At 74.4% G+C, this 21,322-nt stretch carries 15 protein-coding genes, 1 pseudogene and 1 riboswitch; of the genes and pseudogenes, 9 read left to right on the top strand and 7 right to left on the bottom strand.

The features are described 5' to 3' along the window. A pseudogene (locus ABT015_RS26245) lies at window positions 1-239 on the bottom strand (manganese transporter); the annotation flags it as partial. 327 nt (window positions 240-566) lie between these two features. Further along, window positions 567-744, bottom strand: a riboswitch (M-box (ykoK) riboswitch). A gap of 212 nt (window positions 745-956) precedes the next feature. Here ABT015_RS26245 and ABT015_RS26240 point away from each other — a divergent pair. Continuing rightward, window positions 957-2,255 (top strand): YhgE/Pip domain-containing protein, encoded by a 1,299-nt coding sequence (locus ABT015_RS26240; RefSeq protein ID WP_350883132.1) that lies wholly within the window; start codon window positions 957-959, stop codon window positions 2,253-2,255. A 47-nt stretch (window positions 2,256-2,302) separates the two neighbouring features. On the opposite strand, the gene ABT015_RS26235 is transcribed toward ABT015_RS26240, so the two are convergent. Continuing rightward, complete coding sequence (locus tag ABT015_RS26235; RefSeq protein WP_350883140.1) at window positions 2,303-4,570, bottom strand: FdhF/YdeP family oxidoreductase; 2,268 nt, start codon at window positions 4,568-4,570, stop codon at window positions 2,303-2,305. Window positions 4,571-4,662: 92 nt separating this feature from the next. Beyond that, complete coding sequence (locus ABT015_RS26230) at window positions 4,663-5,133, bottom strand: GreA/GreB family elongation factor (protein WP_350883130.1); 471 nt, start codon at window positions 5,131-5,133, stop codon at window positions 4,663-4,665. 297 nt (window positions 5,134-5,430) lie between these two features. Between ABT015_RS26230 and ABT015_RS26225 the strand changes: the two genes are divergently transcribed. The 5 genes from ABT015_RS26225 to ABT015_RS26205 all read left to right on the top strand — a co-directional run bounded on the left by ABT015_RS26225 (window position 5,431) and on the right by ABT015_RS26205 (window position 14,099). Beyond that, a complete protein-coding gene (locus ABT015_RS26225; RefSeq protein WP_350883128.1) occupies window positions 5,431-6,873 on the top strand; it encodes a glyceraldehyde-3-phosphate dehydrogenase in 1,443 nt (480 codons plus the stop codon). A 196-nt stretch (window positions 6,874-7,069) separates the two neighbouring features. Next, window positions 7,070-7,903, top strand: a complete 834-nt coding sequence (locus tag ABT015_RS26220; RefSeq protein WP_350883126.1) for a hypothetical protein — start codon at window positions 7,070-7,072, stop codon at window positions 7,901-7,903. 313 nt (window positions 7,904-8,216) lie between these two features. Next, the gene (locus ABT015_RS26215) at window positions 8,217-9,245 is read left to right on the top strand and encodes a hypothetical protein (RefSeq protein WP_350883124.1); all 1,029 of its coding nucleotides are present in this window, start codon (window positions 8,217-8,219) and stop codon (window positions 9,243-9,245) included. A 55-nt stretch (window positions 9,246-9,300) separates the two neighbouring features. Then, window positions 9,301-11,187 carry an HSP90 family protein gene (locus ABT015_RS26210; protein WP_063349747.1) on the top strand — a complete coding sequence of 629 codons (1,887 nt, stop codon included), beginning with the start codon at window positions 9,301-9,303 and terminating at the stop codon, window positions 11,185-11,187. Further along, entirely contained in the window at window positions 11,187-14,099 is a 2,913-nt protein-coding gene (locus tag ABT015_RS26205; RefSeq protein ID WP_350883122.1) for a tetratricopeptide repeat protein, read from the top strand. The genes ABT015_RS26210 and ABT015_RS26205 overlap by 1 nt, the downstream gene beginning before the upstream one ends. Before the next feature lie 60 nt (window positions 14,100-14,159). Here ABT015_RS26205 and ABT015_RS26200 read toward each other — a convergent pair whose 3' ends face one another. Together ABT015_RS26200 and ABT015_RS26195 are read right to left on the bottom strand one after the other, a co-directional pair. After that, window positions 14,160-15,452: a carbohydrate-binding protein gene (locus ABT015_RS26200; protein ID WP_350883120.1), complete on the bottom strand. Its 1,293-nt coding sequence runs from the start codon at window positions 15,450-15,452 to the stop codon at window positions 14,160-14,162. Between the two features lie 219 nt (window positions 15,453-15,671). Then, window positions 15,672-16,622 carry a LysR family transcriptional regulator gene (locus ABT015_RS26195; protein WP_350883118.1) on the bottom strand — a complete coding sequence of 317 codons (951 nt, stop codon included), beginning with the start codon at window positions 16,620-16,622 and terminating at the stop codon, window positions 15,672-15,674. Window positions 16,623-16,799: 177 nt separating this feature from the next. On the opposite strand from ABT015_RS26195, the gene ABT015_RS26190 reads away from it, so the two are divergent. Genes ABT015_RS26190 through ABT015_RS26180 form a run of 3 tightly spaced genes read left to right on the top strand, consistent with a single transcriptional unit; the run spans window position 16,800 to window position 19,699 of the window. After that, window positions 16,800-17,738 (top strand): DMT family transporter, encoded by a 939-nt coding sequence (locus ABT015_RS26190; protein WP_350883116.1) that lies wholly within the window; start codon window positions 16,800-16,802, stop codon window positions 17,736-17,738. 9 nt (window positions 17,739-17,747) lie between these two features. After that, complete coding sequence (locus ABT015_RS26185; protein WP_350883114.1) at window positions 17,748-19,058, top strand: sensor histidine kinase; 1,311 nt, start codon at window positions 17,748-17,750, stop codon at window positions 19,056-19,058. Further along, window positions 19,043-19,699: a LuxR C-terminal-related transcriptional regulator gene (locus ABT015_RS26180; protein WP_350883112.1), complete on the top strand. Its 657-nt coding sequence runs from the start codon at window positions 19,043-19,045 to the stop codon at window positions 19,697-19,699. The genes ABT015_RS26185 and ABT015_RS26180 overlap by 16 nt, the downstream gene beginning before the upstream one ends. An 82-nt stretch (window positions 19,700-19,781) precedes the next feature. Here the strand turns inward: ABT015_RS26180 and ABT015_RS26175 are convergent, their stop codons facing one another. After that, a complete protein-coding gene (locus tag ABT015_RS26175; RefSeq protein ID WP_350883110.1) occupies window positions 19,782-21,014 on the bottom strand; it encodes a lanthionine synthetase LanC family protein in 1,233 nt (410 codons plus the stop codon). 137 nt (window positions 21,015-21,151) lie between these two features. Next, window positions 21,152-21,322, bottom strand: a complete 171-nt coding sequence (locus tag ABT015_RS26170; protein WP_350883108.1) for a hypothetical protein — start codon at window positions 21,320-21,322, stop codon at window positions 21,152-21,154.

The raw sequence follows: 21,322 nt of genomic DNA, 5'->3' as shown, positions 1-21,322 counted from the left end.
TGCCCCGCCTGTCCGTACGTCGAGAAGGCGCCCGCGTCGTTGTCGCCGACCATCACGATCAGGCCGGGGCCCACGATCGCGAGCAGGGTCTTGAGTCTTGCGGACAGGCCGTGGCGTGGCGTGGTGTCGTCGAGCCGGATGGTGCCGAGCGCACCCTTGATGTCGCCGACGTGGGCGTCGTCCAGTACCGCTGAACGCGGGGCGGGGACCTTGGAGTCGAGTGTGGCGTTGGTGGTCATGACGATCCTCCCGTGGGCCCCGGGGCAGGCGGGGCGATCGGGGGCGCACGGCGGCGATCCCCCTGCGGACGGGCGCGGCGCATCGCCACCCGGCGGTGCGGGCCCGTTCGGGCACGGCGAAGCCGGGTGTCGAGGTGATGAGCCGTCAAAGATGTTCGCAGGGAGGGTCGTTACCGCGTGCCGGGAGTGTGCGAGGACAAGCGGGGGTAGGGGCAACTGTGGCCCGGACTACTGCAATCCATGTCTCTCGCCTCCTCCCGGTCGACGCACCCCGTGGTGCGTGTGATCGACGCGGCAAGGAGTTCGCCGGCGCGCGAAGCGACCGCCGGTTCACCCCAACTCGTCAGAGCTTTGGCACTCCACGGCGTGTCCAGCCCGGTCGGGCCGGAAGCCACTTCGGATCAACCCTTAGGTCGGGAAGATCTGTCCTAACCCTGGGCGTCTCTCGACGTCGTCGGATCAGTGGCCTGTGTCCGTGAAGAAGCCTCACCGAACGAGGTGCCTTCTTCAAACCTCCAGAAGCATAGACCGCGCGGAGGCCGATACTTGCGTACTTGGTAGAACCTTTACCTTAGGTCTCCGGCCGCCCCGGCCGAGGCGCGGCGGGCGGCGGCGGGGCGGATCGGGTGACGTGGGGTTTTGCCGCCGGGCCGCCACGGAACGACTTCCCACCGCATCGGCAGCAGCACCAGGTTGCGCCCGAATCCGAGGGGTGGCATGGCGTCCGCAGGCTCCCAGGGCGGTCCCCGGCAGGCGCGGGCCCTCGTGCTCGCCCGCCACGCGAAGCTGTGGCTCGTTCCGAGCATCCTGTGCGGCCTGCTGGCCGTGGTGCTGTCGCTGCTCTACATGGGCGGCATCCTCAACCCGAACGGGCACCTGCACCGGCTCCCGATCGCCCTGGTGAACGCGGATCAGGGCCCGCCGCCGCCGGGCCGGACGGAGAGCCTGGGCGCGCGGCTCAGCCGGGAGATCGTCGCCGGGACGCCCGGCAGCACCGTCGAATGGCGCCAGGTCGACCAGGCCGAGGCGATGGACCAGCTCTCCACCGGGAAGGTCTACGGCGCGCTGCTCGTCCCGCAGGCGTTCACCGCCGACGTGGCGGCACTGACCACCGGCCGGGCCACCGAACGGCCCACCCTGACGGTGCTGACCAACCCCGGCCTCGGCAGCCTCGGCTCCTCGCTGGCCTCCCAGATCACCCAGTCCGCCGCCCACCAGGCCTCGCTGGCGCTCGGCAAGGAACTGACCGCGGCCGTGCCGCCCACCGCCTCCGGCACGGGCACCAGCGCCACCGCGCGGCTGCTGCTCGCGGACCCGCTCGCCGTCACCACCCGGGTCGGCCACCCGATCGGCGCCCACAGCGGGCTCGGCCTGAGCGCCTTCTACTACACCCTGCTGGCCGTGCTGACCGGCTTCATCGGCGGCAACATCATCCACAACGGCGTCGACACCGCGCTCGGCTACAGCGACAGCGAGCTCGGCCCCTGGCACACCCGGCGCCCGACCGTCCCGATCACCCGCACCCAGACCCTGCTGCTGAAGATGGTCATGACGGCCGGCATCATGCTGCTCACCACCACCCTGGTGATGCTCTGCTCGGTCACCGTGCTCGGCATGGACGCCCCGCACCAGGGGCTGCTCTGGGTCTTCGCCTACTGCGCCAGCCTCGCCGTCGGCCTCGGGGTCCAGGCGATCAACGCGGCGTTCGGCGGGATCGGGCAGCTGGTGTCCATGTTCGTCTTCATCGCGCTGGCGCTGCCCTCCTCGGGGGCGACCATCCCGCTCCAGGCGGTGCCCGGCTTCTACCGCTTCCTCAGCGTCTTCGAGCCGATGCGCCAGCTCAGCGACGGCATCCGGGCGATCCTGTTCTTCGACGCCCGGGCGGACGCGGGCCTGGCCCGGGGCTGGACCATGATCGCGGTCGGCGTGCTGCTCGCCCTGGCCTTCGGCTTCGGGATGACCCGGTACTACGACCGCAAGGGCCTGCACCGCTGGACGCCGCAGCCGTCGGAGTAGGCGCGGTCGTCGGCGTGGGCGTTCGGAGCGGGCGCCGCGCCTGATCCCTACGCCTTGGTGACGGTGACCTTGAGGTGCTTCATGATCGGCTGGTCGCTCTGGGTGCTGTGGTCGCCGATCGCGCACAGCACGTTCATCTCGGGCATGTAGCCCGCCGCGCAGCCGCGCGGGATGTCGTACGGGATCGCGAGGTAGCCGTTCAGGGTGCGGGTGCTGCCGTCCTTCGCGGTGCTGGTGATGTCGACCGGGTCGAGCTCGGCGATGCCGCGCTCGCGCATGTCGTCGGTGTTCAGGAAGACCAGCGTGCGCAGGTTCCGCACGCCCCGGTAGCGGTCGTTGTCGGAGTAGATCGTGGTGTTCCACTGGTCGTGGGAGCGCATGGTGCCCAGCGCCAGGGTGCCCGGGGCGGGGACGACGTCGGGCAGCGGCGCGGTGGAGAACTCGGCCCGCCCGGAGGGGGTGAGGAAGACCAGTTCGCGGGCCGGCTGCTTGATCCGGAACCCGAGGGGCAGCCGCACCCGGCGGTTGAAGTCCTCGAAGCCGTCCAGTGCCCGGGACATGGTGTCGCGGATGCGGTCGTAGTCCTCGATGTACCACTCCCAGGGCGTCCCGCTGTCCGGCAGCGCCGCCCGGGCCATCCCGGCGACGATGGCGGGCTCGGACAACAGGTGCGGGGAGGCCGGGCGCTTCATGCCGACGGACAGGTGCACCATGCTCATCGAGTCCTCGACCGAGGTGCTCTGCACCCCGCCGCGCTGGTGGTCCTTCTCGGTGCGGCCCAGGCACGGCAGGATCAGCGCCCGGCGGCCGTGCACCAGGTGGCTGCGGTTCAGCTTGGTGCTCACCTGGACGGTCAACTCGCAGCCGCGCAAAGCCTCGTGGGTGTAAGGCGTGTCGGGCGCGGCGAGCGCGAAGTTGCCGCCCATGGCGACGAAGACCGTCACCTCGCCGCGCCGCATCGCCTCGATGGCGGAGACGGTGTCCAGGCCGTGCGCGCGCGGCGGGTCGATCCCGCAGGCCTCGCCGAGGCGGTCCAGGAACTCGGGCGAGGGGCGGTGGTCGATGCCGCAGGTCCGGTTGCCCTGGACGTTGCTGTGCCCGCGTACCGGTGACGGGCCGGCGCCCTCGCGGCCCAGGTTGCCGCGCAGCAGCAGGAGGTTGACGATCTCCCGCACGGTGTCCACGCCGTGCTCGTGCTGGGTGACGCCCAGGCACCAGCTGACGATGGAGCGGTCGGCGTCGCGGTAGACCCGGGCGGCCTTGAGGACATCGGCCCGGCCGAGCCCGCTCTGCCGCTCGATCTCCTCCCAGGGCGTGTCCTCGCACAGCGCGCGGTAGGCCTCGAACCCGGTGGTGTGGCGCTCGATGAACTGCCGGTCCAGGGCCCGGGGGTCGGCGGTGGCCTGCTCCAGGATCGCCTTGGCCATGCCGCGCACCAGCGCCATGTCGCCGCCGATGCGCGGCTGGAGGTTCAGCGTGCTGGTCTTCGTGGACTTGAACAGCGCCATGTCCACGAACTCGTGCGGGACGATGGTGCGGGTCGCGGCCGCCTCGACCAGCGGGTTGATGTGCACGATCTGCGCGCCGCGGCGGTGCGCGTCGGCGAGGGCGGTGAGCATCCGGGGCGCGTTGGAGGCGGCGTTGACGCCCATGATGAACAGCGCGTCGGTGACCTCCCAGTCCTTGAGGTCGACGGTGCCCTTCCCGGTGCCCAGCGAGGCCTGGAGGGCGCGTCCGCTGGCCTCGTGGCACATGTTGGAGCAGTCCGGCAGGTTGTTGGTGCCCAGTTCGCGGGCCATCAGCTGGTAGAGGAAGGTGGCCTCGTTGCCGAGCCGGCCGGAGGTGTAGAAGGCGGCCCGGTTCGGGTCGTCCAGCTCGCGCAGGGTGCGGCCGACCAGCTCGAAGGCGTCCTTCCAGCCGATCGGGACGTAGTGGTCCGAGCCGGCGTCGTACACCATCGGCTCGGTGAGGCGGCCCTGGTCCTCCAGCGCGAAGTCGCTCCACCCGGACAGCTCGGTCACCGAGTGGGCGGCGAAGAACTCGCGGCCGACCCGCTTGCGGGTCATCTCCCAGGTGACGTGCTTGATGCCGTTCTCGCAGATGTCCAGGTGCAGGCCCTTGGTGTCGTCCGGCCAGGCGCACCCGGGGCAGTCGAAGCCGCCGCTCTCGTGGTTCATCCGCATGATCGCCCGGGGCCCGTCCACGTACGCGCCCTCCTTCACCAGGAAGCGCGTCACGCTCTTCGCGGCGCCCCAGCCGGCGGCCGGGTGGTGGTACGGCGCGAACCGCGGCGGCCCGACGGGGTCGGGGCCCACGGCCGGCTCGTCCTGGACGGGGCGGGCCTGGGCGGCGTGGTTCCGCGTGGGGTCCTGCGCGGAATCGTCCGGCGCGCGGTCGTCGGGGGAGCTCACGAAGCCCTCCGTCCGCCGACCGCCAGCACGACCGCGCTCGCCGCGCCGTTCGGCGCCTCGTAGCTCACCGTCTCCCCGGCATGCCGCCCGAGCAGCGCCCGCCCGAGCGGGCTGTCGGCGGTCACCAGGGTCTCCTCCCGCACCTCGGCGAGCTCCGCCACCTCGACGGTCTCCTCCACCCCGTCCGCGAACCGCACGGTGACGGTGGAGCCCACCCCCACCACCTCCGTGGACGGCGGTCCGGCGGCGGCCCCCTCGCGGACCCGGGCCTCCAGCTCGGCGATCCGCTCGTCCAGCCGGGCGACGTCGTCGGCCCGCTGCAACTCGTCCGCCGCGTCCGCCCGGTCGCCGACGTCCTCCCCGCGCAGCGTCCCCACCACTTTCGCCCGCTCGCCGCGCAGCTCGGCCAACTCCTCCTGCACGGCGCGCAGGGCCTCGGCACTGATGGGCTCAGGACCGTCTGTCATGGCTGCTCCCGGGTCGTTCGCGGAACGCTCAAGCACGGGTCGCTTCCATTACCCCACCACCCCGCACCCCCGGCAAATCCGCCGCGGGCGAGGCCCCCGCGACCGGCCCCGGGGGTGGCGGTGATCACCTTCGCGGTGGGCGGGCGCCGCAGGGGTGGGCCCCGGCCGGGACGAAGTCGCAGGTCCGGGCGGTGCGGGCGGGGCGAGGTCGGGCGGGCGGGGGGAGGGACCGGCCGAAGGGGCGGGGGCGGGCGAAGCTACCATGTGCGCAACACCCTCAGCTCGAAAGATGGACTTGTGACTGTCAACGACGACGTGTTCACGGACTGGAAGAACCGCGAGGAGATCGCGGAGTCGATGATCCCGATCATCGGGCGACTGCACCGCGAGCGGGACGTGACCGTCCTGCTGCACAGCAGGTCCCTGGTGAACAAGTCGGTGGTCAGCATCCTGAAGACGCACCGCTTCGCCCGCCAGATAGCCGGCGCCGAGCTCTCGGTCACCGAGACGATGCCCTTCCTGAGCGCGCTGACCACCCTGGACCTCGGCCCCTCGCAGATCGACATCGGCATGCTCGCCGCGACCTACCGGGCCGACGACCACGGCCTGTCGGTCGAGGAGTTCACCGCCCGGGCCGTCTCCGGCGCCACCGGCGAGAACAAGCTGGAGCGCCGCGACGCCCGCGACGTCGTCCTCTACGGCTTCGGCCGGATCGGCCGCCTGGTCGCCCGCCTGCTGATCGAGAAGGCCTCCGGCAACGGCCTGCGCCTGAAGGCCATCGTCGTGCGCGACAGCGGCGGCGACGACCTGGTCAAGCGCGCCTCGCTGCTGCGCCGGGACTCCATCCACGGCCAGTTCCAGGGCACGATCACCGTCGACGAGGCGAACAACAAGATCATCGCCAACGGCAACGAGATCACCGTGATCTACTCCGACGACCCGACCAAGGTCGACTACACGGAGTACGGGATCAAGGACGCCATCCTGATCGACAACACCGGCCGCTGGCGCGACCGGGAGGGCCTGTCCAAGCACCTGCGCCCCGGCATCGCCAAGGTCGTGCTGACCGCGCCGGGCAAGGGCGACGTCCCGAACATCGTCCACGGCGTCAACCACGACACGATCAAGCCCGACGAGCAGATCCTGTCCTGCGCCTCCTGCACCACCAACGCCATCGTCCCGCCGCTGAAGGCGATGGACGACGAGTACGGCGTGCTGCGCGGGCACGTGGAGACCGTCCACTCGTTCACCAACGACCAGAACCTGCTGGACAATTACCACAAGGCCGACCGTCGCGGCCGCTCGGCACCGCTCAACATGGTGATCACCGAGACCGGCGCCGCCTCGGCCGTCGCCAAGGCCCTGCCGGACCTCCAGGCGAAGATCACCGGCAGCTCGATCCGCGTCCCCGTGCCGGACGTCTCGATCGCCATCCTCAACCTGCAGCTGGCCCGCGAGACCAACCGCGAGGAGGTCCTCGACTACCTGCGCAACGTCTCGCTGACCTCGCCGCTGAAGCGCCAGATCGACTTCACCGACTCTCCCGACGCGGTCTCCAGCGACTTCATCGGCTCGCGCCACGCCTCGATCGTCGACGCCGGCGCCACCAAGGTCGAGGGCGACAACGCGATCCTCTACCTGTGGTACGACAACGAGTTCGGCTACTCCTGCCAGGTCATCCGGGTCGTCCAGTACGTCTCGGGCGTCGAGTTCCCGACCTACCCGGCCCCGGCGGTCTGATCCTCGGGCAGTTCCGGCGGCTCAGGCGGTTCCGGCGGCGGGGCGGTGACCACCACGGTCACCGCCCCGCCGCCGTTCCGTTCCTGATCGGCCCGGGTGCACCCGGGCGCGGGCCGGCCGGGGGCGGCGGCTATCTTGATGGGTCACGGACATCCGGAGGGAGTGGGCGATGGGGATGGGGATGGCTGGTCGGAGGGTGGCTTCCGCAGTGGCGGCCGGGGCGTTGATGGGGGTGCTGGCCGGCTGCTCGGCGGGTTCTGCGGGGAGTTCCGCGGCGGGCTCGGACGCGGCCAAGGGCGCGGCGGGGGCGGCGAGTGCGGTGGCGAGCGCGACGGGTTCGGCGGGCGGTGAGAGCGCTTCGGTCCCGGCGTCGGCTTCGGCGTCGGCGTCTGTGCCCGCTGCCGCGACGGGGGCGGGGGCGGGGGCGGCCTCGGGTGCGGCCTCGGCGCCGGCGACCGGGGGCGGCGGCGCCGGGGCGTCCGCTCCGCCGGCCGGTGCGGCGACGCCCGGAGCGGACCTGGAGGCGGTGCTGCTGGACGACAAGCTCGTCGGGCAGGTGCTGCCGGACGCGAAGGCGATGACGGGCTGGGAGGAGGAGAAGCGCAAGGTCGACACCATCGACCACACCACCACCTGCACCGCGTCGGCGCCGTGCACCGGCAAGCCGCTCAGCGGCTCCGTCCGGTTCTCCTCGGGGGACGTGGTCGCCCGTTTCATCGTCGAGACGCTGCCGAACCGCGACGCCGCCAAGGGCAAGCTCAAGGAGTCCTACGCCTCCTACGGAGCCGGGCCGTTCCGCAAGGTCGACTCCCCGGTGCTGGGCAGTGAGAGCCAGGCCTTCCAGGGCCAGTTGGGCGAGAGCGAGGGCATCGGCATCGTGCTGCGCTCGGGCACCGTCGTCGCCAGTGTGACCACCGAGGGCGGGCCGGCCGACGTGGCTGCCGCCCGGCGGTTCGGGGCGATGCTGGTCAAGCGGATCGAGCAGGCCCAGGCGGGCAGGACCCCGGACGCCGGGCTCGGACTGGCCTGACGGCCGCCGCGTACGCGGAGCGGAGCGAAGCCCCGGGCCGAGGAGGCGCCGGGGCCGTTTGCGCTCGGCGCCGGAGCGGACGGAGCCGCCGCGTTCGACGTGCCCTCAACCGCGTTCGACGTGCCCTCACCCCGGCCGTCGGCCCCGGCCGTTCGCCCCGGTCGGCGGGCCGTGGGGCGGTCCCCGCGCGTGCCGGACCGGGACCGCCCCTGGGCTGGGGAAACGGATGTCGGTCGGCCGTGATATCTACTCATCTGGGGTGGCCGTCGTGCGGCCATGCGAAAGATGCCGATGATGTTCGAGGGGGCCACACATGCCGCTGTTCCGACGCCGCTCCGGCGAGGAGTCCGCGCAGGGCGGGGCGGGCTGGCGCGGGAGGGTGCGACGGGCCGTCGGGTCCGCGCCCGTGAAGGCCGTTGCGGCGCCGCGGCTGGATCCGGCGCTCGGGGACGAGTCGCTGCGCCTGATGCTCGCCCAGGCCGCCGCCGGTGACTGGGCGGCCCTGGGCCCCGCGCTGGCCGCCGTCGGGGACGGCGTCGACCTGACCGGGCGGGTCGGTGCGATCGCGGACGTGCCCCGGGTCGAGGAGTGGACGGCCCGGGCCCTCGCCGACCGGCCCGAGGACACGTCGGCGCTGCTGCTGTCCGGTGCCCGGCACGTCACCTGGGCCTGGGAGGCCCGGACGGGCGCCCGGGCGAAGCACGTGTCCGAGAAGCAGTGGAAGGTGTTCCACGAGCGGCTGGACGTCGCCGAGGAGCAGCTGCTGGAGGTCGCCGAGCGCGAGCCGTCCTGGCTCGTCCCCTGGTACTTCCTGCAGATCAGCGCCCGCGGCGCCTCGCTCCCGGCGGAGGTCGCGACCTGCCGCTTCGAGGCCGCCGTACGCCGTGCTCCCGGGGATCCGGCCTCGCACCGCCAGCGCCTCCAGCAGCTGTGCGCCAAGTGGGGAGGCTCGCACGAGGAGATGCACGCCTTCGCCCGCGCCTCGATGCTCGCGGCGCCGGAGGGCAGCCAGCTCGGCGAGCTGGTCGTGCTGGCGCACCTGGAGCGCTGGCTGGACCTCCCGGACGGTGAGGACCGCGCCTACCTGGCCAGTGCGGAGGTGGTGGCCGACTTGCAGGAGGCGGCCTTCCGCTCCGTGCTGCACCCGGACTTCACGCCGGTCCGCGGCTGGCAGGGTTCCTTCAACGCCTTCGCGATGGCCTTCTCGCTGGCCGGCCAGCGCAAGACCGCGCGCCTGCTGTTCGAGGCCTTGGACGGCGCCGTCACCGAGTCGCCCTGGCACTTCCTGTCCGGTGATCCGCTCAAGGCGTTCGCCTCCCACCGGGACCGCTGCGCGTACTGACGCCCCGGCCCGCCCAGAACCTCCGTCACCCGCCCCGCGATCGAAAGAGCCCCCGGTGTCCCCATCCGAGAACCCGACGCCCGACAACGCGGCGAGCGCGCACACCTTCCAGGTGGACCTGCGCGGCCTGGTGGACCTGCTCTCCCACCACCTCTACTCCAGCCCGCGGGTGTACCTGCGCGAGCTGCTGCAGAACGCGGTGGACGCGATCTCCGCCCGCCGCGCCCTCGATCCGCAGGCGCCGGCCCGGATCGTCGTGCGCGCCGACGACGAGCTGAGCGTCACCGACACCGGCGTCGGCCTGACCGAGGCGGACGTCCACACCTTCCTCGCCACCATCGGCCGCAGTTCGAAGCGCGACGCCGACGGCCGGCTGGACGGCGCCGGGCTGGCCCAGGCCCGCGGCGACTTCATCGGCCAGTTCGGCATCGGCCTGCTGGCCTGCTTCGTGGTCGCCGACGAGATCACCGTGGTGACCCGCTCCGCCGCCACCCCGGACGCGCCGGTGATCGAGTGGCGCGGCGGCTCCGACGGCCGCTACACGATCCGCACCCTGCCCGCCGCGGCCAAGCCGGAGCCGGGCACCACCGTGACGCTGGTCCCGCGCGCCGACGCCGTCGAGTGGACGCGGTCGGGCCGCGTCCTCGCGCTGGCCCGGGACTTCGGCAGCCTGCTGCGCCACGACGTCACGGTGGTGGACGCGAACGGCACCGAGCACCGGGTGAACCGCACCCCGCCGTGGGCCGAGCGGCACGGCTCGCCGCTGGCCCGCCGCGACGCGCTGACCGAGTACTGCCGCGCCGCCTTCGACTTCGCCCCGCTCGACACCATCGACCTGGACCTGCCGCTGGTCGGCCTGCGCGGCGTCGCCTACGTGCTGCCGGACGCGGCCCCGCCGTCCCGCCGTTCGGGCCACCGGGTGCACCTCAAGGGCATGCTGCTGTCCGACCAGGCCGACGAACTGCTGCCGGACTGGGCGTTCTTCGTCCGCTGCGTGGTGGACACTGACGGCCTGCGCCCGACCGCCTCCCGCGAGGGCCTGTACGCGGACGAGACGCTGGCCGCCGTCCGCGACGCGCTGGGCGTCCGGATCCGCGACTGGCTGACCGGCCTGTCCGCGAGCGATCCGGCGCTGCTGCACCGCTTCCTGTCCGTGCACCACCTGGCCGTCAAGGAACTCGCCCGTTACGACGACGAGTTGCTGCGGATGATGCTGCCGTGGCTGCCGTTCGAGACCACCGACGGCAACGTCACCCTGGACGAGTTCACCCGCAGCCACCCGGTGGTGCTGGTGACCCGCACCGTCGAGGAGTTCCGCCAGGTCGCCCCGATCGCCGGCGCCGCCGGCCTCGGCGTGGTCAACGGCGGCTACACCTACGACCGCGACCTGGTGCACCGGCTGCCCGAGATCCGCCCCGGCGTCTCGGTCTCCGACCTCGACCCGGGCACCGTCACCGCGCACCTGGACACCGTCGACCCGGCCGCCGAGCTCGCCGCGAACGCCTTCCTCGCCGTCGCCCGCGAGGTGGTCGGCCGCTTCGACTGCGACGTCGCCCTGCGCAGCTTCCACCCGACCAACGCGCCCGCGCTGCTGCTGGACAACCGGGAGGCCCGGCACGAGCGCAGCCGCGCCCAGCTCGCCGAGGAGGCCGACGGCCTGTGGGCGGACATCCTGGGCTCGCTGCGCGCCGAGGCGCCCCGCGCCCAGCTGGTGCTCAACCACCTCAACCCGCTGGTGCGCCGCGCCGCGACGGTCACCAACCGCGAGCTGGCCGTCACCGCCGTCGAGGCGCTGTACGGGCAGGCCGTGCTGATGACCCGCCGCCCGCTCAAGGCCAGCGAGAGCGCCCTGCTCAACCGCTCGTTCATCAGCCTGCTCGACCACGCCATGCTCGGCCACGAGTCGGCCGGCCCGGACCGCACCGACCCGAAGGAGGCCTGATGCTGGACACCCCCGACGCGGTGATGGCCGCGCTGCGCGAGAACGACGCCCGCCCGTACGGCCGCCAGCGGACCGTCGCGGCCGAGGAACTCGTCGACGCCGCCGAGCAGTTCGACGACACCGGGGCGCGCTCGATGGCCCTGCTGGAGCTGATGGAGGCGTACGAGTACGACGGCGAGCGCAGCAAGAGCCCGGTCGTCTTCGCCCGCCTCCTCAAGCTGTGGGACGCCGACCCGGACGGCTTCGGCGAGTGGGCCCGCCAGCAGGTGTTCTGGCGCTTCAAGTGGGTGGCCGGCGCGCTCCTGGGCAACCCGGACGTGCCGCTGCCGGCCCTGCGGCGCTGGCACACCGAACTGCGCGACCGCTACCGGGCGGCCGGCTTCGACCTCCAGCCGTACTACGCCCAGCGCTACCACCTGGCCGCGCAGACCGGCACCGGCCGCCAGGACGCCTACGAGCTGTGGACGGCCCGCCCGCGCTCCGAGCTGAGTGACTGCCACGCCTGCGAGACCCGGGCGCGCGCCGAGCACTTCGCGGACGCCGGCGACGACGCCCGGGCGCTGGACGTCCTGCAGCCGGTCCTCGACGGCCGGAGCAGCTGCGAGCAGGAGCCCGCCCTCAGCCAGGCCGCCGCCCTGCTCCCGCTGCTGCGCCGGGGCCGTCTGGACGAGGCCCGCTCCAGCCACCTGACCGGCTACCGCGCCGCGCGCGGCAAGGCCTCGATGGCGCACGCCGTCGGCCGCCACGTCGAGTTCTGCGCGCTGTCCGGCAACGAGCCGCGCGGCCTGGAACTGCTCGCCGAGAACCGCGACCTGTTCGCGGTGGCCGGCGAGCCGTCCGCGCTGCTGTCCTTCCTCACCGGCGTCGAGGTGCTGCTCGCCGTCCTGGCCCGGGGCGGCCACGGCGGGCTCGCCGTCAGCGGCCCACCCGGCACCTCCTGGACGGCGGACACCCTGCTCGCCCACGTGCGCGCCGAGGCCGACGCGCTCGCCGCCCGCTTCGACGCCCGCAACGGCACCGACGCGGTCGGCGCCGACCGGCGCGCCCGGCTGGCCCGTGAGCCGCTGCTGGCCGAGCCGCTGGCCCTCGGCGTGCGCGCCGCCGCCGCGCCCGAGCTGGCCGCCGCCCCGGCCCTCGCGCCCGCACCGCGCCGGGCCGTCGAGCCGGAGCCGGAGGACTTCACCGCCCTGGTGGTCCGGGCCCGCGAGCTGGAGCTCGTCGGGCACCCGGACGCCGACCGGCTCTGGCGGCGGATCGCCGAACGCGCCGCCGCCGACGGCTTCGCCCACCCCGAGGGCACCGCGGTCGGCAGCCCCGAACGGCTGCGCGCCGAACTCGCCGAGCAGCGGGCCCACCAGGCGCTGGAGCGGGACGAGCACGCCGACGGCCGGGCCGGGCTGCTGGCCGCCGCCGAGCTGTTCGAGCAGGCCGGGCTGCCCGGCCAGGCCCTGATGGTCCGGGCCCGCGCGCTGATCGTGGAACTCGGCGACGTCGAGGGCGCGGTGGCCGACTGGCCGGCGCTCGACGAGGCGCTGCGCCGGGCCGAGGAGCTGCGGGCCGCCGGCGCGATGGCGGACGACGACCACCTGATCGTGTGGCAGGTCCGCGCCTACGCCGCCCACCACGACCTGGTCGAGGCGCTGCCCGAGCCGCCCGCCGAGGCCGTCGAGCGCTTCGAGGCGGCGGCCGGCGGCTACCACCGCACCGCCGTGGAGCTGGGCTCCGCCCGCCGCGCCGCCACCTCCCGCCAGTACCTGGCCGACGCGGCCGCCCGGCAGGGCCGGCTGGCTGAGGCCACCACCGAACTGCGCGAGGTGCTCGGCGAGTTGGATGCGGCCGAGCTGCCCTGGCACACCCCGCGGGTGCTGGGCCTGCTGGGCCAGGTGCTGCTGCAGGGCGGCGAGTCCGCCGAGGCCGTCGAGGTGTTCCACCGGGCGCTCGCCGAGGCCGCCCGCTGGGGCGACGACTCCTACCCGTACGCGCCCACCTATCTGATGCTCGGCCACGCGGCCATGGGCGCCGGGGACAGCGGCGGTGCGGTCCGGGCGCTCACCGAGGCGGCCGCGCGCTTCGACCGCAAGGGCCGGGAGGAGGCCGAGGACGCCGCCCGGGCCCGCCTCCAGCTGGCCGACGTGCTGCGCGCCGCCGACCGGACGGCCGACGCCGTCGCGGTGCTGGAGTCGGTGCTGCTGGACGCCGCCGCGTCGGAGCTGGACGTACGGATGCTCGCGCAGGCCCGGCTGGACCTCGCCCGGGGCCTCACCGAACTGGACGAGCACCGGGACGCCGCCGAGGAGTACCTGCGGCTGGCCGACGTCGTCGCCGGCTGGGAGGAGCAGGACACCCACACCATGGTCGCCTGCGAGGCCGCGCTGGCACTGGCCCGGGCGGACCGCTGGGAGGCCGCGAAGGCCGCCCTCGACCGCGCCCTCGCGGCCCACGCCGAGGCCCCCCAGGTGGACCAACTGGCCGCTACACTGCGCGAGTTCGCCCGGCTGACGATGCACGCCGAGGGCCCGGAGGGGCTGGCGTCGGCGCTGGCCCGGCTGGCCGAGGCGGACGCCGCCGGGGAGCATGCCGGGCAGACCGGTCAGGAGTACAACCCCTGGTACCTGCGCGGCGGTTCGCACTACGAGCGGGCGCGCTGCCTGGCCATGGCCGAGCGCCACGAGGAGGCGCTGGCCGAGGTCGAGCGGGCGATCGCGGTCTACGAGGGCGGTGACGAGCGGGCCGGGACGTCCCGGGCCGAGGCCGTCCGGCTGGCCGCGCTGATCGAGGGCGCCGACCTCGGCCGTACCGAGGCGGCCGTCGCCCGGCTGACCGCGGGCATCGCCCGCTGCGAGGCCGCCGGCCTCCCGGAGGCGGCGCGGGTGCTGGCCGACCTGCGGGAGCGGCTCGCGGCCGCGAACTGACGTGCCCGGGGCCCGGGGGTGCGCAGATCCCCGGGCACCAGGCGTCAGCCCGTCAGCCCGTCAGCAGGGGCCGTCGTCGCCCCAGACGCCCCACTGGCCGCTGGCGCTCGGCACCTCGTTCAGCGTCCACCACTTGGCGTGGTACTTGTGGCCGCCGTACGAGACCTTGCTGCCGCTGGTGTACGTGGTGCTCGCGCTCCACGCCGGGTCGGTGCAGGCCCCGGGAGTGGTCGGGGGAGTCGTCGGCGGCGTGGTGGGCGGGGTGGTCGGAGGCGTGGTCGGCGGGGTGGTGGGCGGCGTCGCCCCGGCGAACTTCACGGTGTACTTGGTGAAGTCCCAGTCGTTCTGCGCCACGCTGGAGCAGGAGCCGGACAGTCCCGGGTCCACCGGGCCCGTGCACTGCCGGTCCCGGTTGACCGACCAGTAGGTGTACCGGGCCAGGTTGTGCGCGGTGGCGAAGTCCAGCACGGCCTGGAAGTCCGCCTGCCGGAAGTACTCGGCGGCGTCGGTGCGGCCGTTCATCATCGACACGCCCTCGTGGGCGTAGGCCGTCGCCTCGGACCAGCCGAAGGTGGTCTGGAGGATCTGGTTGAACTTCACCAGCGCGTCGGTCTGCGCGGCGGCGCCGTTGAACCCGCCGTCGAACGGCATGATCGAGTAGTTGTTCGGCGTGAAGCCCTGCGACTTGGCCTCGTTCAGCATCTGCGTGCCGAACCAGCCCGTCCCCGCGTTGGTCCCGGCGGTGGTGATCGAGATGTAGAGGCCGGGGTTGTTCTGCTGGAGGATCCGGGCGGCGCCGATCTCGTTGTGGATCGCCGCGGTGTTCTCGTACTCCGGCTCCTCCAGGTCGAAGTCGATCGCCTTCAACTGGTACTTGGTGATCACCTTCTGGTACCCGGCGGCGGTTGCCTCCGGCGTGCCGCAGACCTGGCCGAGCTTGGTGCCGCCGTAGCCGCCGACCGACACCGAGACGTCCCCGCCCTTGCCGCGGATGGTCTGGATGACGCCGGGCATGGTGGTGTCGGTGTCGATCGAGGAGGTGCCGCCCCAGGACGGCGAACAACCGGTGCCCTGGGCCAGGATGAACGCCAGTTGGAAGGCCTTCTGCCCGGTGGCGTCCATCACCGCCGCGGCGTCCGGCGGGCTGTTGTCCTCGGGCATCAGGTAGGGCGCCGAGGCGTACCAGTTGCTGCCGAGGCCGGTCGTGGTGTCGGCGGCGGCGGAGCCGGTGTCGGCGAGCGCGGCGACGCCGCCGGCGACCAGGCCGAGCACCCCGGCCACGGCGGCGGCGACCCGGCGCGGGCGGCGGCGCTGGTTCCGGGGGGCGGGGTGCGGGGGAAGTGCGCGTTCCATCGAGGGCCTTTCCAGGCGGACGGCGGTGGGGGAGGGCTCGGCCGGACAGGGTCTAACGCCGGAGGTGGGGGTGGCGCGCGGACCGAACGGGCCTCCGGCAGGGGGTAGTTGCCGAAGGCTGTCACTGGTATAGACCTGTCGGGGAAGGGAGGTCAACCCCGAAATGGTCAAGCCGGGGCCCGGCGCCGGCGGTGGACCGGGCGCCGAACGGGCTCCCCGTCAGGCGCGCGCCGCCACGCGGGCCCCGGCCCCCGCCCCCTGCGCGGCGTCACCGGCTTCCTGCGCGGCACCCACCGCTCCCCGCGCGGCGCCCACCGCCGCCAGCAGCCCGCCGACCGCAGGCGACCACGGCCGGCTGGTCGGCCCGGTGAGCGTGAGCGTGCGGTGGACGGCCGGCCGGATCGGGACGAGCACGCAGTCGGCCGGGAGCATGGTCAGCGCCAGCGCGGGCATCACCGAGACCCCGACGCCCGCGTGCACCATGCCGATGAGCGTGTTGAGATCGCGGATGCGGTGCCGGGGGGTGAAACGGGCGCCGGCCCGGCGGAAGGCCTCGCGGATGTGGCGTTCGCAGCCGCCCTCGGAGAGCAGGAAGTCGTCGTCCTCCAGGTCGGCGACGTGGATGGCCTCCTGCCCGGCGAGCGGGTGGTCGCGGCGCAGCAGCGCGTGCATGGAGTCGGCCCCGAGCGCGACCGCCCCGGGCGGGAGCGGCCCGGGGTCGACCAGGACGGCGGCGTCGACGGTGCCCGCCTCCAACCAGGTGGCGAGCTCGTCGTCCTCGCCCTCGAAGACCCGGACGGTGATCTGCGGGTAGGCGGCCTTCCAGTCCCGGAGCAGCCCGGGCAGCAGCGCCTGGCAGACGGTGGTCGGCGCGGCGAGCCGCACGGTCCCGACGGGGCCGCCGGAGTGCCGGGTGGCGATGGCGCGCACGGCGGCGGCGGAGGCGACGGCGGTGCGGGCGTGCGGGAGGATCTGCTCGCCCAGGGGAGTGGGCCGGGCCGGGGTGCCGCGCAGCAGGACGGGCGCGCCGAGGGTCCGCTCCAGCGCGGCGACGGCGTGCGAGACGGCGGACTGGCTGATGCCCAGTTCGTCGGCGGCCGCGCCGAACCCACCGGTGTCGGCGACCGCGACCAGCGCCCTCAGCTGGGCCAGGTTGACCTCCGAGGCCATGAGACTTCCTCATCCATCCGGTGCTGCCACTTGTTGGACTCATGCTCTGCCGCCGGGCCACCCTCTGTCCAGGCAGGATCCGAGGCGGGACCGAGGCGGGACCCGAGACGGGCCCCGAGACTGGACCCTGGGCGGGACCGACACGGAACCAACGGGACGAAGACGGAGGTGGTCCGGGTGCGGCGCTGGTTGCCGGGCTTCGTGGCGCTGTCGGCGATCTGGGGCGCGAGCTTCGCGCTGATCAAGGTGGCGGTGGAGGCGGGGGTGCCGCCGCTGTGGGTGGCGCTGTGGCGTTGCGCCCTCGGAGCGGTCACGCTGTGGGCGATCCTCGTGCTGCGCCACGAGCGCGTCCCCCGCGACCGCGCGCTCTGGGGGCACTCCGCCGTCGTCGCGGTGCTCCTCAACACCGTGCCGTTCACGCTGTTCTCGTTCGGCGAGACCCGGGTCAGCTCCGTCCTCGCCGGGGTGATGAACGCGACCACCCCGCTGTTCACCCTGCTGTTCACCGTCCTCACCGTCGCCGAGGAGCGCCGCCCCGGCGCCCGCCGGCTCTCCGGCCTCGCCCTCGGCTTCGTCGGCGTGCTCACCGTGCTCGGGGTCTGGCGCGGCATCGGCTCCGGCGAGGCCGCCGGCGGCCTCGCCTGCCTGGCCGCCGCCTGCTGCTACGGCGCGGGCTTCGCCTACCTGCGCCGCTTCCTCTCCGGTCGGCCGGAGTCGGTGGTCACCCTCTCCGCCGTCCAGATCGCCTGCGCCACCGCCGAGCTGGCCGCCATCGCGCCGTTCGCCGCGGGCGCCCCGCGGTGGCCGGGGGTGGGCGCGGCCGGCGCCCTGCTGGTGCTGGGCGCGGTCGGCACCGGCCTCGCGTACCTGCTCAACCTCGGGCTGGTCCGCACGGCCGGCACCGCGGTGGCCTCCGCCGTCACCTACGTCATGCCGCTGTGGTCCACGGCCCTCGGCGCGGCCTTCCTCGCCGAGCCCGTCGGCTGGAACGCCCTGGCCGGCGGCGTCCTGGTGATCGCCGCCGTCGCCCTGACCCGCCCCCGGCCCGCAGCCCGCCCGGTCGGCTCCGCCGCCTCCACGTCCGACGCCCCGAGGCCTGGTCAGAGGGTTCGTTAGAGTGGCCGGGTGAACGAGGGGGAGCAGCAGCCGACGGCCGTCTGGGCCGCGCTGCGAGCCCATCCGCTGCGCTTCCCCGTCACCCCGTGGGTGCCGCGCTGCTGGGCGTACCTGCTCGGCGGCGCGCTGCTCGGCCCGCTGCTGCTGGCCGCCCTGACGGTGCTGCTGGTGCTCGGTCTGGGCCTGTCCGTGGTCGGGGTCGGACTGCCGGTCCTCCTCGCTCTGGCCCTCGCGGGCATCCCCGTCGCCGCCCTCGAACGCCGACGGCTGCGGCTGGTCGAGCCGGCACCGCTGCCCGACCCGCACCGCCCGCTGCCCGGTGCCGGCCGCCGCGCCCGGCTGCGGACCCGGCTGCGCGAGCGCGCCACCTGGCGCGAACTGGCCCACACCGCGCTCACCGCCACGGCCCTCGCCGCCGCCGCGCTCGGCTTCGGCGCCGCGCTGCTGTTCTCCGGCGCCCTGGTCGCCTCCCCGGTGATCGTCTGGGCGCTGGCTCCCGAAACCGTCATGATCATCCCCGGCCGGGCGGTGCCCGGGCCGCTCGCCGCCCTGCCGTTCAGCGCCGCCGGGCTCGCCGGACTCCTCCTCTGCGCCTACGCCGGAGCCCTGCTGACCACCGCCCAGGTCGCCCTCGCCCGCCTCCTGCTCGGGCCCCGCGAGGAGGACACCGGGCGGCAGGTCCTCGAACTCACCCGCTCCCGGGCCCGGCTCGCCGACGCCTTCGAAGCCGAACGCCGCCGCATCGAACGCGATCTGCACGACGGCGCCCAACAGCAGCTCGTCGCGCTCAGCATGACCCTCGGCCTCGCCGACCACGCGCTGCGCGACGGCAGCGCCGAGTCCGGCGACCGGGCCACCGCCCTGGTCGCCCGGGCCCGCGGCGAAGCCCGGCAGGCCCTGGAGCAACTGCGCGGCCTGGTCCGCGGCATCCACCCCCAGGTGCTCACCGACCACGGCCTCGCCGCCGCCGTCGCCGAGGTCGCACTGCGCCACCCCATCCCGGTCCGGTCCGACTTCGACCTCCCCGGCCGGCTGCCCGCCCCCGTCGAGACCACCGCCTACTTCACCGTCACCGAGGCGCTCACCAACGCCGCCAAGCACAGCGGCGCCGCCACCATCACCGTCAGCGGGCGCATCGCCGACGGCCGGCTGGTGCTCCAGGTGACCGACGACGGCCACGGCGGGGCGGACCCGGCCGCCGGGGCCGGACTGCGCGGACTCGCCGACCGGGTGGCACTCCTGAAAGGACGGCTCATGGTGACCAGCCCGACGGGCGGCCCGACCACACTGCGGCTGGAGGTCCCGTGCTCCGGATCGTGATCGCCGAGGACGCCGTCCTGCTGCGCGCCGGACTCGTCGAACTCCTCACCCTCGGCGGCCACCGGGTGACCGCCGCCGTCGGCGACGCCCGCGCCCTCGCCGCCGCCGTCGACGCCGAACGGCCCGACGCCGTCGTCACCGACGTCCGGATGCCGCCCGACTTCTCCGACGAGGGCCTGCGCGCCGCCCTCGACCTGCGCGAACGCCACCCGGGCCTGCCCGTCCTGGTGCTCTCCCAGTACGTCGCCACCCCGTACGCGACCCGCCTGCTCGCCGCCGCCGGCGCCCAACCCGCAGGCCTCGGCTACCTCCTGAAGGACCGCGTCGGCGACGTCGCCGACTTCCTCGACGCCCTGCGCCGGGTCGCCGCCGGCGAGACCGTCATCGACCCCGACGTGGTCCGCGTCCTGCTGCGCCAGCAGTCCGCCGACCACCCCCTCACCCGCCTGACCCCCCGCGAACGCGAAGTCCTCGCCCTCATGGCGGAGGGCCTCAACAACCAGGCGATCGCCACCCGGCTCACCATCACCGAGGCCTCGGTGGTCAAACACTGCGGCAACATCTTCATGAAGCTCGACCTCGACCCCACCGAGGGCAACCGCCGCGTCCTCGCCGTCCTGGCCCATCTCCGGGCGGCGTAGGGCGGCGTAGGGCGGCGCAGGGCGGCGTAGCGCGGGCGGTGCAGGTCGGTGGAGGGCGCGCCCGACACCGGGCGTCGGCGGCTCAGCGCAGGCCGAGACAGGGCAGCCAGGCCCGTGAGGCGTCGTGGCCCGCCGTGAGCAGGGCGCACAGCGGGCCGGCCGCGCCCCCGAGCAGGCCCATCCCCTCCGCGCCCAGGGCCTCCACCTCGGGCAGGCGGGCCCTCAGGTGGGCGAGCAGGCGGGCCCTCAGCGCGGCCGCGGCAGGCAGACCGGCGTGGTGGGCGAAGGCGTCGGCCACCGCCAGCACGCCCGAGGCGCCGTGGCACAGGGCCAGCAGGTCGCTCGCGCGGTCGCCGAAGAGGTGGAACCGCTCGTCGTACCGTTCGGCGAGCGTGCCGAAGGCCGCTGCGGCCCAGTCGGCCGTCTCCCGGTCGCCCGTCGCGTCGGCCGCGTCCCACAGGGCCCAGGACACTCCGGGGGTGCCGTAGCACCAGGCCTGGCGGGCGCGCGCTCCGGCGGGCGGCGGGCCGTCGAGCCCGGCGCCGTCCCAGGTGCGGATGGAGCGGGCGTCGTCGAAGGACTGCCGCACCAGCCACCCGGTCGCGCGGCGCAGGGCGGGCGTCAGGGCGGGCTGCGGTCCGAGGTGGCGTACCGCTGCGGTGAGTGCGATGACGACTCCTGCGGCGCCGTGGCCCGTGCCGGTGTTGATCCGGCCGTCGAGCCAGCCCAGGTGCGGGTGGCCGGCGTACTGCCCCGTCCGCAGCCGGGGCAGCTCGTCGGTGTCGCACAGCCGGGCCAGGTGGTCGGCGTACGGGCCGAGTTGGGCCGGTGTCGGGCGGGTTCCCGTGGTCAGGGCGAGCAGGGTGCCGGAGGGGCCGACGATGAGGTCGTAGTCCGGGAAGGCGACCTGCTCGGAGCGCCAGTCGAGGGCCGGCGCGGTGCGGACCAGGTGGTCGCGGAGCCGGTCGGCGACCGGATGCAGGCCCGGGTGGACCAGGGCTCCCAGCCGCAGGCCCGCCAGCGTTCCGGCCAGCCCGCCGTCGTACAGCCCGCAGTGGCCCGGCCCCTGGCCGGCGGTGCGGGCCCACAGCGCCACGGCTCGGGCCGCGGACCGTTCGGCTTCCGGCGCTCCGGTGGTGTGCAGCAGGGCGGCCAGGACGGGGATGCCCGGATCGGAGGTGTGCTCGGCGACCGCCGGGCTCTCGCGGGGCCGGGCGGACCAGGCGTCGAGGAGCCGGACGGCGATTCCGGTGACGGCGGTGCCGGCGGTGTCGGCGGTGTCGGTGTTCTCGGCGTTCGCGGTGTGCTGCGGCACGGTGGCTCCTCGGGAACGACGGGTCGGCACTCCGCCCGGCCTGGAGGGGCCGGGCGGAGTGCCGGTGGTGGCGGCCGTCAGGGGCCGCTGTCCGGGTGGCCGTCCGAGGGCGTGCCCTCGGACGGCCTGACGGGAGATCAGCAGAACAGGCCGCTACAGAGCAGCACCGTGTCGCAGATCAGGACGGTGCAGACGCCGCTGCAGCCGCCGCTGCTGGCCTCGGGGGTCGGCAGGGTGGTCTCGGTGATGCGCGCGTCCAGGTCGCCGATGAGGGCGTCGAGGTCGGTGAGCGCCGTGATGTCGGGCAT

This window comes from Kitasatospora sp. NPDC094016, assembly GCF_040304045.1.
Classification (GTDB): domain Bacteria; phylum Actinomycetota; class Actinomycetes; order Streptomycetales; family Streptomycetaceae; genus Kitasatospora.
This window is presented reverse-complemented; position numbering and strand designations above follow the sequence as displayed.